The 16,015-nt window shown below is 72.1% G+C and carries 13 protein-coding genes and 1 pseudogene; 11 read left to right on the forward strand and 3 right to left on the reverse strand.

Annotated features, from left to right (window positions below; all coding sequences use genetic code 11):
• Positions 1 to 363 precede the first annotated feature (363 nt).
• Together ACIP98_RS12890 and ACIP98_RS12895 are read left to right on the forward strand one after the other, a co-directional pair.
• A complete protein-coding gene (locus ACIP98_RS12890) occupies positions 364 to 1,065 on the forward strand; it encodes a TetR/AcrR family transcriptional regulator (protein ID WP_401975528.1) in 702 nt (233 codons plus the stop codon).
• A 324-nt stretch (positions 1,066 to 1,389) separates the two neighbouring features.
• On the forward strand, positions 1,390 to 1,578 hold the full coding sequence (locus ACIP98_RS12895; protein WP_401975531.1) for a transposase: 189 nt from the start codon (positions 1,390 to 1,392) through the stop codon (positions 1,576 to 1,578).
• Between the two features lie 206 nt (positions 1,579 to 1,784).
• Here ACIP98_RS12895 and ACIP98_RS12900 read toward each other — a convergent pair whose 3' ends face one another.
• Positions 1,785 to 3,932, reverse strand: coding sequence for a LamG-like jellyroll fold domain-containing protein (locus tag ACIP98_RS12900; protein ID WP_401975638.1), 2,148 nt, complete (start codon positions 3,930 to 3,932; stop codon positions 1,785 to 1,787).
• Between the two features lie 190 nt (positions 3,933 to 4,122).
• On the opposite strand from ACIP98_RS12900, the pseudogene ACIP98_RS12905 reads away from it, so the two are divergent.
• The 6 genes and pseudogenes from ACIP98_RS12905 to ACIP98_RS12930 all read left to right on the forward strand — a co-directional run.
• Positions 4,123 to 4,375 (forward strand): annotated as a pseudogene (locus tag ACIP98_RS12905) (leucine zipper domain-containing protein); the annotation flags it as partial.
• 31 nt (positions 4,376 to 4,406) lie between these two features.
• The gene (locus ACIP98_RS12910) at positions 4,407 to 4,718 is read left to right on the forward strand and encodes a hypothetical protein (protein ID WP_401975646.1); all 312 of its coding nucleotides are present in this window, start codon (positions 4,407 to 4,409) and stop codon (positions 4,716 to 4,718) included.
• Between the two features lies 1 nt (position 4,719).
• Positions 4,720 to 5,085, forward strand: coding sequence for a hypothetical protein (locus ACIP98_RS12915; RefSeq protein ID WP_401975533.1), 366 nt, complete (start codon positions 4,720 to 4,722; stop codon positions 5,083 to 5,085).
• Between the two features lie 919 nt (positions 5,086 to 6,004).
• Positions 6,005 to 7,147, forward strand: coding sequence for a glycosyltransferase (locus ACIP98_RS12920; protein ID WP_401975536.1), 1,143 nt, complete (start codon positions 6,005 to 6,007; stop codon positions 7,145 to 7,147).
• Positions 7,148 to 7,723: 576 nt separating this feature from the next.
• The gene (locus tag ACIP98_RS12925; protein WP_319659495.1) at positions 7,724 to 8,293 is read left to right on the forward strand and encodes a DinB family protein; all 570 of its coding nucleotides are present in this window, start codon (positions 7,724 to 7,726) and stop codon (positions 8,291 to 8,293) included.
• A 109-nt stretch (positions 8,294 to 8,402) separates the two neighbouring features.
• The gene (locus ACIP98_RS12930) at positions 8,403 to 8,945 is read left to right on the forward strand and encodes a GNAT family N-acetyltransferase (RefSeq protein ID WP_401975538.1); all 543 of its coding nucleotides are present in this window, start codon (positions 8,403 to 8,405) and stop codon (positions 8,943 to 8,945) included.
• 16 nt (positions 8,946 to 8,961) lie between these two features.
• Here ACIP98_RS12930 and ACIP98_RS12935 read toward each other — a convergent pair whose 3' ends face one another.
• On the reverse strand, positions 8,962 to 9,387 hold the full coding sequence (locus ACIP98_RS12935; protein ID WP_401975540.1) for an HPP family protein: 426 nt from the start codon (positions 9,385 to 9,387) through the stop codon (positions 8,962 to 8,964).
• A gap of 654 nt (positions 9,388 to 10,041) precedes the next feature.
• Positions 10,042 to 11,307, reverse strand: a complete 1,266-nt coding sequence (locus tag ACIP98_RS12940) for a cytochrome P450 (RefSeq protein WP_319659490.1) — start codon at positions 11,305 to 11,307, stop codon at positions 10,042 to 10,044.
• A gap of 117 nt (positions 11,308 to 11,424) precedes the next feature.
• Between ACIP98_RS12940 and ACIP98_RS12945 the strand changes: the two genes are divergently transcribed.
• The 3 genes from ACIP98_RS12945 to tap all read left to right on the forward strand — a co-directional run bounded on the left by ACIP98_RS12945 (position 11,425) and on the right by tap (position 16,011).
• Entirely contained in the window at positions 11,425 to 12,657 is a 1,233-nt protein-coding gene (locus ACIP98_RS12945) for an FAD-dependent oxidoreductase (protein ID WP_319659489.1), read from the forward strand.
• 784 nt (positions 12,658 to 13,441) lie between these two features.
• Positions 13,442 to 13,798, forward strand: coding sequence for a hypothetical protein (locus ACIP98_RS12950; protein WP_319659488.1), 357 nt, complete (start codon positions 13,442 to 13,444; stop codon positions 13,796 to 13,798).
• A 26-nt stretch (positions 13,799 to 13,824) separates the two neighbouring features.
• On the forward strand, positions 13,825 to 16,011 hold the full coding sequence (tap, locus tag ACIP98_RS12955) for a telomere-associated protein Tap (protein ID WP_401975544.1): 2,187 nt from the start codon (positions 13,825 to 13,827) through the stop codon (positions 16,009 to 16,011).
• Positions 16,012 to 16,015 lie beyond the last annotated feature (4 nt).

The following is a 16,015-nucleotide window of genomic DNA, read 5'->3' on the forward strand; positions in this document are numbered from 1 at the left end:
GCCGGTTGCGGACGAGGGCTTCGAGCCGGTCGAGCGCTACCACGGCCAGGGTTGGCCAGGCTGTGTTCGACGTGTGCCCATGTCCACCCGGCGGCGTCGAGATCGGGCGAGTGGGCAGGCAGCAGGAACGCTCCCAGTCACTCGCGTCCGGCGACGAGCTCGCGTACGGCGTGGGGGATTACCCGCAGCGGCCGCGACTTCCGCGCCGGCGCCCCGCCGGGATCGGCCCGCCCCCTCCGCGTATCGCACACCACACGGCTGCGGTCGCCGACCCACTCATCAGGGGCTTCGTGACGATTCACCCCGATGAGCTGAAGTCAGTAATGTAAGACCCGTGGGTCGCCGACAGGGGAGAGACGTGTTGTGAGCAGCAGGGACCGGGCGACAGCCGGGCCGCATGGAGAGGGCACGCCAGAAGCAACGGCGAACGCGTCGGCGCAACGCTCCCCGCGCACTGGCGGCAGGCCCCGAGATCCGGCGATCGAGGAGGCGATTCTCCAAGCCACTCGCAAACGCCTGGCCACCGATGGCTACACAAGGATGACAATTGGCGACGTGGTGGCAGACGCCGGGGTGACGCGCCCCACTCTGTATCGACGCTGGTCGAACAAGTACGAGCTGGCCGTCGATGCGCTGGCTTACGGCCTGCAGAGGCAGCGCGAGGCCTATCCGCCCCTGGACGTGGACGGTTTGGCACCGGTGGAGGCTTTTACCAGGGCCGTCGAACGGCTTGACCCTCGTTACCACAATGAGCGGGCCATGGCCCTGCATGGCAACTTCATGGGTGATGCCGAGCGCGAGCCGGCGCTGTTCGAGCAGTTCCGCGAGCAGGGCATTCATCCGCGGTGCGCAGAGCTGAAGCAGACGTTGCAGCATTTGCAGCATGCCGGTGCAGTGCGGGTGGATGCGGATCTCGACGCCACAGTGGTTCTCTGCTTCGGCAGTTACTTCGGCGACTACTTGCTGACTGGTCAGAGCACACCTGCGGACCACGCCGACCGGGTAGTCGCGGCCCTCTGGCCTTCGATCCGAGCCGACGACTGCTCGTCAAGTAAAAGCGCCTGAAAGGCCGTTCTCTTTCCGAATGCCGTGCTCGGATTTCGCTGGTCTGACGCAAGACCGGGGCGGTCGTGGCGGCGGATGCCTCCCCGACGGGCCGCGCGGTCTCCCTCGTCACAGCAGCTCCATGCTCCCCCAGTACGCGCCGAACCGGCGCCGGACACGGGCGTGATCATGACACCGCCTGCGCCACCCCCGTCCACGGTTCCCCCATCGTCCTCATCGGTGGGGCAAGTCCTGGCAGGACGTTGTTACGTGTCTGGTCAGGTGGTTGGGCTGGTGGTTCGCTGGGTCATGAGGCCGGATGAATCAGCCGGATTTCGGAGCCGGTTGGAGGAGTTCGCCGGGGAGGTGTTTGCGCCGCTGACGCGTGCGGATCAGCGGGTCAAGGGTGGTTCGTATCTGCGTGGGCTGTTGCTGGACAGGCGCCGGAAGTCGATGCAGCCGATGGCCGGACGGCTCGGTGGTGTGGACCATCAGCAGGTGCGGCAGTACATGACGTCCCTCCTGGCCGGTTGATGCGGTGCGGGGGAAGCCGGCCCGTCGGGCAGTGGCAGTGGTGCGACCGCACGTACGGGTGGTGGATGACACCGGCTTCCCCAAGGACGGCATCCCTCGCTGCGGGAGGGTCCGCCAGTACTCCGGAACGGTGTCCTGCAACAGTCGACGGCCCGCCGCAACCTGGGGTTCGGCGGGCCGTCGGGCCTGGTTTCAGGACGGACGGATCAACACACCAGGCAGGGGTTGAAACCCGTGCCCAGACCCACTACCTGCGCGTCCCGCAGCGCACCGGAGTAGGCCTGGAGCTCGTCCACGTCACCGTGGAGGTACTCGCCCCAGCCGTCACCGACCTTTGCCCTGCCGAGCTGGAGGGCGCCGGTGCTGTGCCAGCCGTTGGGGAGGCTCGCCGTGGCCTCGGCGTTGGTGTAACCGTCGAGGAAGAGTTTGATCGTGTCGGTCCCGTCGTCGTAGACCACGGCGAGACGCTGCCCCTGGCCCTCGCCGCCGTCCGCGCTCGCGATCTGTGACACCACCTTCTCGGGGGCTCCGGCCTCGTCCTTCTCCGGCATCACCAGCTGCCACTTGTACGTGGACGGGTCGTAGCGCACCTTGAACGCGTCGGTGTGCACGCCGGCCTGCGAGAGCACCGTCATCGGGTGGGCGGGCTCGGAGTCCGCGAGGCGGACGACGACGCCGAGGGTGAAGCTGTCGCCGGTGTCCACGACAGGCCCGTCGGCGGCGGCGTACCCCGTCTCGCCGTCCAGGTGCAGATGCCCGTCGCCGACGAGCGGCGGCGGCGTGTAGGTGCAGTCGGGATCGAGGTCCGGGATACAGGAATTGTCGGAGCCCCGGTAGATCGAAGCTCCCGAGCCGAGCCGCAGCGGCGCACCGTCCGACTGCTCGGGGCTCGTCCCATCCGCCGCGTTCTCCAGCGACCAGTGGCCGAGCAGTTGCGGGGTGCGCCGTGCCAGTTCGGCCACCTCGTCCGGCACCACGACCCGGTCGTGGACCTGTACATCACCTATGTCACCGTGCCACCGCTCACGGTAACCGGTGGTCCCACGGGCGCGTCCGATCTGGAACGCGCCGGCCGTCGCGGCGGGGGCCGCTTCTGCCGCGGTGCCCACCTCCTGGCCGTTGACGTACAACCGCGCGCGACCCGTCTCCGCGTCGTACAGCCCCGTCAGATGGGCCCACTCGCCGGTCTCGGGCGCGCCACCGGACACTCGCGCATCGGCGATCGCGAACGACCAGACGGGACCGGGATGCTGGCTGCGCAACCCGAGGCTGAAGCCGGGCTTTCCGTCCGCGTCCTGGCTGGCGACGGTCATATTCCGGCCTGTTTCGGCGGGCCGCACCCAAGCGCTGACGGCGAAGGTCTTGCTGATGTCGGTGGCGGGGGCGTCCGTGGTCAGGAAGCCGTGGCCGCTGCCGTCAAGGCTGGCGGTGGCGGTGGGTTCGATGCCTGTGGGCGCCGGGCCGCCGAAGGTCACGCCGATGCCGGCACGTGCCGCGGTGCCCACCTCGGCGGAGGCCGAGCGGGAGCCTGCCGGGTCGTCCAGCTTCCAACGGGCGACAGGGGCACGCCCGTACTTAACGTTGAAGTCGTACGAGGACTCTCCGCTGCTTCGGCCCGACCTGTCGATGGCGCGGACCGTCAGCGAATTGGGCCCTGAAGTGAGCGGCAGGTACGGAATCGTTGCTGCTGCGCCCGGCCGCCCCGCGGAGACGGTCCCGTACGGGCCGCCGATGAAGCCGTACGTGTACGACACCACGTCGTCGGAGGGCGAGTCCATGGTGAAATGGCCGTAGACGCCCACACCGTCCACCCAGAACACCTGGTCGGGGTTGGGGTACTCGGGGGAGCTGATCGTCGCCTTCTCAGGGTTCGCGTCGTCGTACACGAACGAGCAGACCGAGCCGCCGCCGTCATCGCTCCACGCGGAGGTCGCCTTGCCGTCGTCCGCGCGGACGTGCCAGGAAACGACCGTATTCGCCGGGATGCCGGTCGGCATCGTCCAGTAAAAACGCGAGCCTGACGGCAAGGTGATCGTGGTGTAGGTACGGCGCTGCTCCACTCCCGCTGCGTCCGTCCACCACGCTTCGAACTCACCGCTGAGCGGGCTGGATTCGCTGGGCTGGTTGTCTTCCTCGGGGTCGTACAACATGGCGCTGAGCCTCGGCGGCTGCGACACGTACGGCGTGTCGTCGCCCGTGGCGCAGGCCTTACTCTGCGTCTGGAGGTCCTGGACGAGCGGCTGCTTCGGCGGCAGATTGTCCACCGCATGCGCCGTACCGGCAGCCCCGGCCAGCAGCGCGGCAGCGCAGCTCCCCACCACCATCCGTCTGCGTCTGCCCGTCCTTCCGAACATGGTCAAGCGTCCCTCCCCTGTGAGTCTTCGAAGCTCGTGGATCACACGAGCCGCATGAAATTAACAGAGACCGCTGACACCGCCGAAAGGCTTTTCCCGTTGGTGCTGTTGACACCGAGGCGGGCTTTACCAAGGCGAAGACCTCCGGTGTGGTGGAGCTGTCTAGGACCGCACCGCCCCGGAGGTCTCCGTGTTCCACCGCAATGCCCGCCTGGCCGTTCACGGCAGCGACTGCTGGTCGAGCGTGTCCGCTCGGGCCGTCCCGTTGCTCTGTCGCGGCCGGGACGGGGGTATCGCGCACCACTGCCCACAGGTCGGTCCGCCGGTTCGCGGTCGAGGGCGCATCCGGTCTGCTCGACCGCTCCAGCCGGCCGCACTCGACACCGCACAAAACGGCGGCTGCCACCGAACAGCAGGTGTGTCGGCTGCGTCAGGAACGCAAGCGGCTCCAAACGGAGCCTCCATCTGAGAGCTTTGAGCAATCACCTCGAGCGGGAGATCCGCCCGGCCGCTACCGCCATCGCCACTCTCGCCGACCCCGCGCAGGCCCTGACGGCGGCCATCGCCTCCTATGACAACGGCCCCGCCGCCGGCCTGCTCCTCATGGCCGCCGTGGAACGGGCACCCCACGACCCGGAAGTCGCCACGATGGTCACGGACGCCATCACCGCACTGGAAGATGCCCTACGGCCTTCCCATGGCGAGGCGGCCCCTCACATCGCCTCTGCCGTTCTCGGCGCCCGCTTGCGCCTGCGCGTCCAGCCCGACACCCTCAAGGAGCACTGACATGGCCCGGATCTCCATCAATCGTGAACACGGCCTCCTGGCCGCGGAATTTGAGGGCCTCTACAAGCTCTGGACTCATAAAAGCCGCCTGGAAGTCCCCCTGGCCCATGTGCGCGGCGCCACCCATGACCCCGGCATCGCCCGCGAGCCGAAGGGCATCCGTGTCGGCGGCACCCATCTCCCCGGAGTGATGACCGCCGGGCGGTTCCGTCACGACGGCGACCGCATCTTCTGGCAGGTGAAGAACCCGGACAAGGCGATCGTCATCGAACTCGCCGACGCCGAGACCTACGACCGCCTCATCGTCGAAGTCGACGACCCTCGTGCCACCGTCGCGCTCATCGAGCAATCCATCACCCACGGCTGAGTGCGGGCCGCCGGCCGGTATCCCCGACCGACTCCCGGTCGTACGCAATGGGACGCATCGTTCTGACGGGCCGTCAAACGTGATCACGGAAGGTGAGTAAGCTCCGGAGCCGTCGTCGCTTCGAGCAGCGGCGCGACCGGCCCGCGCGTTGGTGGTGTCAGCGGCACCCCCGGGTCCACGTCGGGAGGTTCAGGTGCGAGTCCTGGCCGGCGCTCGATGAAGGCCCCCACCGCGGTGGGGGTCTTCGTGCTTGATCTGGCGAAGCGCAGGGATGCCGGTGTGGCCCGTTCGGATATTCCTTACGCCCGTGCGCCGTGCGCTGCTCGGCGCCGGACGGCGCGGCCCCGACCACCGGTGCCGCCTACGCCCCGACGGGCACGCTCGGGCTGTGCGGCGACACCGGCGAGCGGTGCGCCCGGCAGATCGGCACCCGGGTCCGCTGCGACGACGCCGAACGGCGAGCGCACTGGAGAGATCACCTGTGTCGAGGTGTGGGCGCTCGACCCGTTCGACGGCGGCGCGCCGCAGTTCCCCGGGTCGTTCGAGGACGGCGGCAACGGCACGCAGATCCGCAAGGGCGCAGCCCTGACCGTGTACCCCCGCGAACCGTGGCCTGCAGTCGGGCGACCCCTGGGAACAGGCCCGGCGCGTTGACGAGCGGCGGGCCGCCGGCGCCAGGCGGCACGAGGGGGAGGTGCGCCACGCCAGAGGCCATGTACTTGACGGGTCAAGTGATGACATATGCTTGCTCGGACAATCAGTCCCGGAAATCCGGGTCTCGAGGTCCGCCAGGCCCCCTGTCGCGCGCCGGGCAGGCCCTTGACCCGGGCAGGACACGGACCGGCGCGTCGCAGAGGCACCACGGTCCGTCCACAGCGGCCATCCCCGGTGGCACCAGCACGCAGGTGATCTCGACTCCATGCGCATCCTCCTGTTCAACAACCCGCTGACCGGCCACTTCCTGCCCCTGCTCCCGCTCGCACGGGCGTTGCGGAAGCAGGGGCACGCCGTTGCCTTCGTCTCGGCCGGCACCATGGCGGGCTCGGTCGGGGAGGCGGGGTTCGAGCTGATCCCCGCAGGTCCGCCGACGGACGTGGTGACCGCGGAGGTGGCCCGGCGCACCGGCGTCGACCTGCGGACCGGCCCGTCGCCGCAGGTGGTCGCGGAGTTCTTCGCCGGAGCGCGTGTCGACCTGTCCGTCGACGAGGCCCTCGCCGGGGCGCGCGGACGGGAGCCCGATCTGATCGTCTCCGAGCACTGCGACTTCGTGGGACCGCTGGTCGCCGCCGTGCTCAAGGTGCCGTCCGCCGTCATGGGCATCGATCCGGCGCTGGAACCCGTCCTCCTGGACGCCCTGGCCTCGACGGCCGGCGCCCGCTACCTCGACCGCGGTCTGCAGGCCCCGGCTCACGCGCCCTCGGGCAGCCGGCTGCTGGACCTCTGCCCGCCGAGCCTGCAGCGCGACGGTGTCATGCCGCCCCTCGAACGCATCGCCCTGCGGCCGGAACCCCACCGGAGTCCCGAGGGGACGCCCCGCGTTCCCCGGGTCCCCGGAACAGGCCGACCGCGCGTGCTCGTGAGTCTCACCACCACCCGGGGAGCGGCCCTCACGCTCGGCCCGATGCTCAGGTCGCTGAGCGCCCTGGACGTGGACCTGGTGGCCACGTCGGGCGGCGCCTCCGTCGAGGACCTCGGACTGGAGCCGGGCCGGGCCGAGTTGGTCTCCTTCGTGCCCGCGGCGGAACTGCTCGACGGCGTATCGGTCGTCGTGCACCACGGCGGTTCCGGCAGCACGTTCGCGGCCGCGGCCCGCGGAGTCCCCGCGGTCGTCGTCCCCGCCACCGCGGGGCAGCAGCGTCAGGCCTTCCGTCTGCACGCCGCGGGAGCGGGTCTGGCGCTGCCGATCGGCGAACAGGCGCCGGAAGCGGTCACGGCCGCGGTCGTCCGGCTGTTCGCCGAGCCCGAGTTCACCGCGGCGGCGCAACGCCTGCACGACGAGATCGCGGCCATGCCGGCGGCTCCGGAGGTGGCCGAACGCCTCATCGCCTCCGTCGCCGGCTAGCGCGCGCCCCACCATCCCCGGGGGCCCGTCCACGACGCGTCGCGCCCCCGGCATGGAACGGCCCTGCCCTTCGTGCCTTCTCCACGCCGAGGCGGACCAGAAGGACGGCCAGGCACACGTCGACCAGGATCCGCGGCGCCGCCGTCACCCACAGACGCACGCTCCAGGCCCCCGCTGCCATGATCAACGCGGCCACGGCGAGCAGCACAGAGGCTGTCGCGCCGAGCCACCGGACAGGCGTGCCCGTCTGGCCGATGACCATCGCCACGATCACGACGCCGGACACGCGGTCGCCTCGCACATCGCCAGGGCCCACCGACACCGGTACGTCCCCGGCCCACTCGGCATACCTCCTCCACGCGTCGCTCACGACCCGGGCGTCTCCCGGAAGCCCGGACTCCGTCGGCCCTGTCCCCGTACCGAGATCAGACCGGGACCCTGGCAGACGCCGGTGTGTCCGCTCGGGTCCTGGGCGCCCGGTGTCATCTCCCGGTGCGGCACCCTCCCGCGGCTCACGGCCGGCCACGGCGTCCGCGAGGGTCGCAGCCGGGTCTCCGCTCTTTGTAGGGTGCGGAAATGACGAGAAGTGAGCGGCTCGCGGACCAGTTGGACCGGCACTGGCAGAAGAACCTGCGGCCGCGGCTGCACGGTCTTACCGATGAGGAGTACTTCTGGGAGCCGGTGCGCGGCTGCTGGAGCATCCGCCCACGGGACACGTCGGCCGCACGGATGTCGGCAGGTTCGGGGGACTGGACGATGGACTCCGCTTCCCCTGACCCTGACCCGGTGCCGGCGCCGGTGACCACGATTGCCTGGCGGCTGGCGCACATCATCGTCTCCTGCCTGGGCTATCGGGTCGGATGGCACTTCGGCGGCCAGGACGTCGACTCCCGGACGTTCGCCTACGCGGGGACCGCTGACGAGGCGCTGAAACAGCTCGATGAGATGTACGGGAGATGGAACGCGGGGGTCCGCGAGCTCTCGGACACCGACCTGGAGAATCCGCCCACGGCGGGTCTCGAGCGGTTTCCCATGGAGGGCATCGTCCTGCACGTCAACAGGGAGCTGATCCACCATGGCGCCGAGATCTCCCTGCTGCGCGACCTCTACCGCCGGCAGGACGGAGCCGTACCGGGCCGAACATGACTTCCGGTAACCGGGCCCGAGATCGGCCAGGGCGCCGAGGCCGGCGCTTCGCTTCGGCGGCCGCGGGCGCGGGCGCGGTCGCGAACGCGGAGTCTGGGAGACTTCGGCCATGGGCGTCGAGGCGAGTGCGACGGAGGCGGGATCGGGCACGGCGATCCCTGAAAGGGGGGCTTCGGCTTGCACCACGGGCTGGTGGACGCTGCGGTCGGCGACGGCGGCGGACGTCGAGGTGATCGCGGAGTTGCGGGCCACGGTCATGCGTGGGGACTTGGAACGCCTGGGACGCTACGACGAGCACAGGGTGCGGCAGCGGCTCCGGGATTCGTTCTCGACCCGGCACACCTCGATCGTCATGGTCGATGACGCACTCGCGGGGTGCATCACGGTTCGGCCCACCGAGGGCAGGCACTGGCTGGAGCACTTCTACCTGGCTCCGCCCCACCAGGGCCAGGGGCTCGGATCGGCCGTCCTGCGCACGGTGCTGGACCGGGCCGACGCGCAGGCCGTGGTCGTGGGCTTGAACGTCTTGCAGGGCAGTGCCGCACGACGGCTCTACGAACGCCACGGCTTCGTCGCAGAGGCCGAGGACCCGATCGACGTCTTCATGTCCCGACCGCCGAGTGCGGTGGCGCGTCCCGCTGAACAGGCCTGACCCAGTTCGTACGGACTCACCACCACGCGGTGGGGTAGACCTCGCGTCGCAGGCGCGAGGAGACCATCTGCACCCCGACCAGCAGGGCCAGCCCGGCGGCCAGCAGGGGCACGAAGCGGTGGGCCGGCGGGTCGGTGAGCATGATCATGACGGCGGTTGCCATCGCGGGCGGATGGGCCGCCTTGAGCACGAGTACGAGCCCGCAGGCGATGCCGCAGGCCGCGGCGGCGGCCCAGGGGCCGTGCCAGCCGAGGGCGAGCACCACGAAGCAGACGAGGCAGGACAGCATGTGGCCGCCGAGGACGTGCCGCGGCTGCGCGAGCGGGGAACCGGGAGTCGCCGTGACGATCGCGGCCGTGGCCGCGAGCGGCGGCACCAGGACCGTCTGGTGGAGGAGTGTCCCGGCGGCCACCACGACGGCCAGCCCCACCGACGTGGTCACGGCCGCCGAGACGACCGTGCGTCGCGCGGGCCGCGGTTCCGCCGTTCTCCACCACCGGGCCGGAACGGACCCGGCCGGGGATGTCCCGGCCGGGTCCGTCCCGGCCTGCGCCGTCCCGGGCGGGCTAGTCGCCATGACGCCGCCCTTCCCGGTGGCGGCACGCCGTCGGGCGGGTGACGGACGCGGCGCACGGCTGAGGAACGCGTGGAATCAACACGGGGACACCTCGGATCCGGCCCCGACTGCCGGACCACGGCGGGTTCGTCGTCCGCGAGGACGGGGGCACGCCGAAAGCCTGATGCCCCGGTCCGCCACCTGTCCAAATGCGGCTTTTTATCGCTTGATCGACCCCGCCTATCGAGGCACCTCCGCCCGTGTGCGGGCCCCGGCAGGACCGCCCCGCGGCGCCGGCCAGGAGCCCTTCCGGATGCGCGCCGGCTCGGTGTGCCTCTCCCTGGGTGCCCCCCTCGCCCGCCCGCGCCCGGCGGGCCCGCCGTCGGCCACACCCCGCGCGCCGTCGAGGCACTGGCCGTACGGTGCCACGGGGCGACGCCGGAGCGGTCCATGCGGTCCCCGGCGAGGCGTGTCGGGGCGTGGTCCGGCCCGGTGACGACGCGGCGCCCCCCACCCCGCGAAGGGCCCGCGTCCTGCCCGCTACGACGCCACGTCGGCCGTGGCCCCCGCCCCGCCCGGGACACCGGGCGCCCCCGGCGTGAAGGTGACCGGCAGCCATGACGGCCCGCGCAGCCCGCCCAGCCGCCAGCGGACCTCCTCCGGAGGCACGGCAAGGGCCAGCCCGGGCAGGCGGCGCAAGGCGGTGCCGATCGCGATCTGGCCCTCCAGGCGGGCCAGCGGGGCGCCGAGGCAGTAGTGGACGCCGTGCCCGAAGGCCAGGTGGGCGCTGTCGCCCCGGGTGATGTCGAGCCGGTCCGGGTCGGGGAAGCGCTGCGGGTCGCGGTCGGCGATGGCGGAGGCGACGAGGACGGTCGCGCCGCGCGGGACGGCGGTGCCCGCGATCTCGAGGTCCTCGCGCGCGAAGCGCGCGATGCCGGGGCTCACGGGACCGTCCCAGCGCAGGAACTCCTCGATGGCGCCGGGCAGCAGCTCCGGGTCGTCCCGCAGCATGCGCAGTTGCTCGGGGTGGGCGAGCAGCGCGGCGATGCCGCCGCCGATCAGGTTGACCGTGGTGATGTAGCCGGCCACCAGCAGCAGGAAGCACATCGCGATCAGCTCGTCCTCGTCGAGCCGGTTCTCCTCGTCGCGGGCGGTGATGAGCGCGCTGAGCAGGTCGTCGCCGGGCCGGGCGCGCTTGTCGTCCAGGAGGCCGACCAGGTAGGCGCGCATCTGCCGCCAGGCCGCGTCGACCTTCACCGGGTCCGGGGGCTCCGCCCCGCGCAGGATCATCTCGTCGGTCCACCGCTGGAAGTCGCCCTGGTCGGTGGACGGTACCCCGAGCAGTTCGCTGATCACGGTGACGGGGAGCGGGAGCGCGAAGTCCGCGACGAAGTCGGCCTTGCCCAGGGGCAGGATCGCGTCCAGCAGGCGGTCGGTGACCTCCTGGATCCGCGGCCTCAGCTCGGCGATCCGGCGGGCGGTGAACGCCTTCGAGACCAGCCGGCGCAGCCGGGTGTGGTCCGGAGGGTCGGAACGCAGCATGGTGCGCAGCATCGACTCGCGCTCCGTGGCGGGCAGCATCCGCATCAGCCGGGGGTCGGACGCGTCACGGACGTCGCTGCTCAGCCGGGGATCGGACAGGGCCGCGAGGCCGTCCTCGAAGCGCGTCACCAGCCACGCCTCCACACCGCCCGCGATGACGGCCCGCCGCACGGGGCCCTCCTGGCTGAGCTGCCGGTACAACGGGAAGGGATCCGCCACGAAGGCCGGGTCGGCGTAGGGGAGAAGGACCGGTTGCCGGCTCATCGTGCCTCCGGAACGTGGGGGTGCGGGTCGGGAGCGACGCGCAGAGATGTGATCACTTAAAGAATAGTATGTACCGATATGGCGGTGTCCGTGCACCGCCGGAGGGGCAGGGTGCGGATGGAACGGACCACGTGCTGTGTGGTGGGCGGCGGTCCCGCGGGCATGGTGCTCGCCCTGCTGCTCGCCCGCGCCGGGATCGCGGTCACCGTGCTGGAGAAGCACGGCGACTTCCTGCGCGACTTCCGCGGCGACACCGTGCACCCCTCGACCCTCGCCCTGCTGGACGACCTCGGCCTCGCCGAACGCTTCGCGGCGCTGCCGCAACGCCGGGTGCGCACCCTCCAGTTGCCCGTCGGGGCCGACGGTGCGCTGATCACCGTCGCCGACCTCAGCGTGCTGCCCGAGCCGTACAACTACGTGGCGATGGTCCCGCAGTGGGACCTGCTCGGACTCCTCGTGGACGAGGCCCGCCGCGAGCCGTCGTTCGAGGTGCGGATGAACACCGAGGCGACCTCGTTCGTCATCGAGCGCGGGCGCGTGACCGGGGTGCGCTACAGCACCTCCGACGGACGCACCGGCGAACTGCGCGCCGACCTCACCGTCGCCTGCGACGGCCGCGGGTCACTGGCCCGCTCCCGGCCGGAACTGGGCCTGCGCCGCTACGACTGCCCGATGGACGCCTGGTGGTTCCGGCTGCCCCGGCACGAGGGCGACCCGCACGGACTCGTCGGCGGCGCCGGCGACCGCCTCCTCACCGTGATGATCGACCGCGGCGACTACTGGCAGTGCGCCGCGCTCATCCCCAAGGGCACCGACCCCGACCGCCGCGCCGCCGGCCTCGACCGCTTCCTCACCGACTACGCCGGCGCCGTGCCGTGGATCATGGACCGCACCCACGCCCTGCACTCCTGGGACGAGGTCAAGCTCCTCGACGTACGCCTCGAGCGCCTGCGCCGCTGGCACCGCCCCGGGCTGCTGTGCATCGGCGACGCGGCGCACGCGATGTCCCCGGTCTTCGGCATCGGCATCAACCTGGCGGTCGAGGACGCCGTGGCCTCGGCGCGGCACCTCGTCGAGCCCCTGCGCCGCGGCAGCGTGGGCCTGAGCGACGTGCGCGCGATCCAGCGCCGCAGGACGCCCACCACGGCCGGAACCCAGACCCTCCAGCGGATCGCCCACGCCCGGCTCATCGCGCCCGTGCTGCGGGGGGAGCCGCCGTTGGGCGATGCCGATCGGGGCCGGCGCGTGGCCCGCGCGATGGCCGGATCGCGGTGGCTGCGGCGGATCCCGGCGTACTTCTTCGGATACGGCGCGCTGCGCGAACGCCCCCCGGCCGCGTCCGTGCGGTGAACTCCCCGGCGCGATGGGAGGTTTCGCCCCGGACGCCACCGCCCGCAGCGACACCGGCTCCTCGATCGAGCACCTGACCGGCGGAGGGGACACAGGCGGGCTCCGGCGGAGCCGGCAGGACTTCCCGTACCTCCGGGAACCGCCGCCACCTCAGCTGTACGGCGGTGGAACCGACCTCCACCTCTCAGGGCGGCACCCAGAGCACCTGCAGCAGGTCCGTGCTCCGCGGGAAGGGCGGTCGGGGCACATCGCGGGCGTAGAGCCGGGCGAGCGGAATCAGCGGCTGAGGGCCGGACGGCAGTGAGTCCGGGGCGAGCCCCGTGTTGATCCGGTCGATGATGCCCGCTCGTCGTCGGTCAAAGCATCCCGTCCGGGGCCGCTGGACCGTGCACACGACCGCGCCAGCGGGGTGCGCAGCAGGTGAACGTCCGCAAGCGTGGTCGCAGGCTCGGACGGAATGTGCGCCAACTCTTACTCCGGCAGGGCTCGTCAGCAGGCCACAGCAGTGGCCCGCCTATTGAACTGTCATGGACGGTCGGATTCCCCGGAACGGGTGCAGCCGGAATGCCGTCCTGGCGAAACCCGTCAATGCCGGGAACGCCTCCGTGGCCGAATCGAAGCACACGGCACGGACATTCGGCGGTGCCACCCGACACACCGGGCCTCTTCCCGCGGCATGATCGCGACGGACTTTATCGGCTGATAAAGTCCGTCGTTACGCGGGGAAACCGGCCGGGCCGACCGGACCTCCCACCCCCGGTCGGAGTCGGAGTCGGAGGAGCACATGCTTGCGGTCGACGTCCGGCAGTCGCTGCGCGACGGCCGGACCGTGGCGGAGGGCGCGGGGCGCGGCTGGCGCTTCGCCGCGCGCACCGTCGCCACCCACGGCGACTTCCTGCTCGCCTTCGTCGACGGCGGGGTGTGCGTGGGCGCCTTCGAGATCCGGGGGAGCCGGTCCGGCGACGCGGCGGACGGCCGCTGGGTCTTCGACCTCGCCCCGGCCCGGCGCTTCCAGTGGGCCCTCGGCCACCGGCTGCCGCTGCCTCCGGGACGCAACCCCGCGCGCATCCTCACGGGCCAGCACCTGCGCGAGTTCCTCGACGCCGCGCCGGGCGGCGTCCCGCACTCCGGGGAGGCCTGACCGCAGTGAAGGAGCCCCAGCCCCCCATGGCCGCCGCAGCGCCCGACCCCGTCGACGCCCTCCTGCGGTCAGGACCCCGCCGCACCCGGCTCCCCGAACCGGCCGAACGCTCCCGGCTGCGCACGGCGTACGGGCTCACCCAGGCCGAGATCGCCGAGGCGCTGCAGGTCACCCGTACCACGGTCGCCGGTTGGGAGGCCGGCCGCAGCGAACCCCAGGGCGCCACACGGGCCGCGTACGCCAAGCTGCTGGAGGGCATCGCCGGTCAACTCGCGGCGGGCGCACCGCCGTCGCCGACGGCGCCTGCCGCCGAAAACCCTTCGGCGCGGCCGGGGCAGGCCGCGAGCGACCCGTCGGCGGTGCCCGTGCCCGTGACCGCCGCCCGCGCTGCCGGGGCCGCGCCCCTGGCGGCGCAGCCGTCCGCGGACGCGCCGCGTGGGGACGCCCGTCGCGGTGGCGAGCCCCCGGCGGCGCGGACACCGCATGCGGGACGTCGCTCGACCGGACAGCGGGACGTGCCACGGCCGGAGGGCGACCATGGCGCGCCCGACCCGCGGTTCGTGAACGGCCCGCTCGCGGTGCTGGACGGTGACGGATCGGCGTACGGAGCCGGCGGTCTGGTACTGGAGTGCCCCGCGGCGGACGTCCCGTCCCTGGTGGAGTGGACGCTCACGGAGGCCCGCCTCGGCGCGCCACGGCTGCACCGCAACGGCAAGGACGCCGACCCGCTGGTCGTGCTGACCGCGTCGGCAGCCGAACGGCTCGGCCTGCCGACGGAGTTGGAGGACCGCCGCGGCCTGCGGCTGCCCCCGGACCACCCGGTCGTCCGCCGCATCACGAGGGCCGGCTGGCAACTGACCCAGCGCGGATTCGGCCCGTGGGCGCGGGTGTTCCGGCCGGCCGAGGGCGGCAGACGTCAGTGCGTGCAATTGGCCGTCCTGCCGTGGGGCGCGCTGGACGCGCGGTCCTGGGGCGGTGCCGCCGGCCTGCCGGCGCCCGAACTCGCCCGGACCCTCGCCGCGTACGCGTCCCGCGTCCTGACGCCGCGCGGCTCGACGGCGGTGTCCGGGCTGGAGCTGATGACCGCCCTGCGGCCGCCGACCCGGCCGGTGAAGGACCCGGCGACCGGCGCGTGGGTCTCCGGGCCGAACCCCGGAGCCCTCACCGGCCCCGTCGATCCCGCCCCGCCGGAGGCCCCCGACGAGCACCCCGTCGTCGCCGCGCTCCACCCGCGCGGTCACCTGCGCACCCCGGACCAGGTCCTGGACGAGGAGGCGTACGACTGGATCCGGGACCCGGAACTCCTCACCGACACCGAGTGCGCGCAGCCTTACGCGGTCGGCGTCGACGTCAACATGGCCTTCGCCGCCGCCGCGAACCGGCTCACCGTCGGGCTCGGCGAGCCCGTCCACGTGAAGGCCCCGGCCTTCGACAAGGCGCTGCCCGGCTGCTGGCTGGTCGACCTGTCCGGCATCGACCTGGACCCGCGGCTGCCGAGCCCCTTCACCCCGCACGGCGGCCGCCCCGAGGGCCCCGCCTGGTACGCCACGCCGACCGTCGCCTACGCGGTCGAACTCGGCCACGCCGTCGCCCCTTTGGAGGCGTACGTACGGCCCGAGCACGGTCCGTACCTGGACGCCTGGTACACGCGTTTGCGCGACGCGTATCTGGCCACCATGGGCGAGCTGGGCGTCGTCCCCGGCATGCCGGAGGACGAGTTCCTCGCCGCGATGGAGCGCCACAAGCGGACCGACCCCGCGCGGGTCGCGCTCCTGTCGGCGATCAAGGCAACCGTGAAGGGCGGCATCGGCAAGCTCCGCGAACGCCCCCAGGGCGCGGGCTACCGGCCCGGCGAACGCTGGCCCGCCCTCGAACGCCCTACCTGGCGCCCGGACATCCGGGCCGCCGTCATCGCCACCGCCCGCGTCAACATGCACCGCAAGATGCTCAGGCTCGCGTCCGTCGGCCTCCACCCGATCGCGGTCCTCTCCGACTGCGCCGTCTACCTCTCCGACGGCCCCGGCCCGCCGGACTTCCTGCCGTACACCCCCGACGGCAAGCCCCTGCCGGGCGGCTTCCGCCTCGGGGTCTCGCCCGGCATGGTCAAGCACGAGGGCACCCAGACCCTCATGTGGGCCGCCGAACTCCTGGAGGACGGCCACAACCCCGCCCGCCACATCAAGGGCACCGACGCCGCCGCCGACGGGGAGTAGGGAA

The sequence above is a fragment of the Streptomyces sp. NPDC088354 genome (genome assembly GCF_044753585.1).
GTDB lineage: Bacteria > Actinomycetota > Actinomycetes > Streptomycetales > Streptomycetaceae > Actinacidiphila.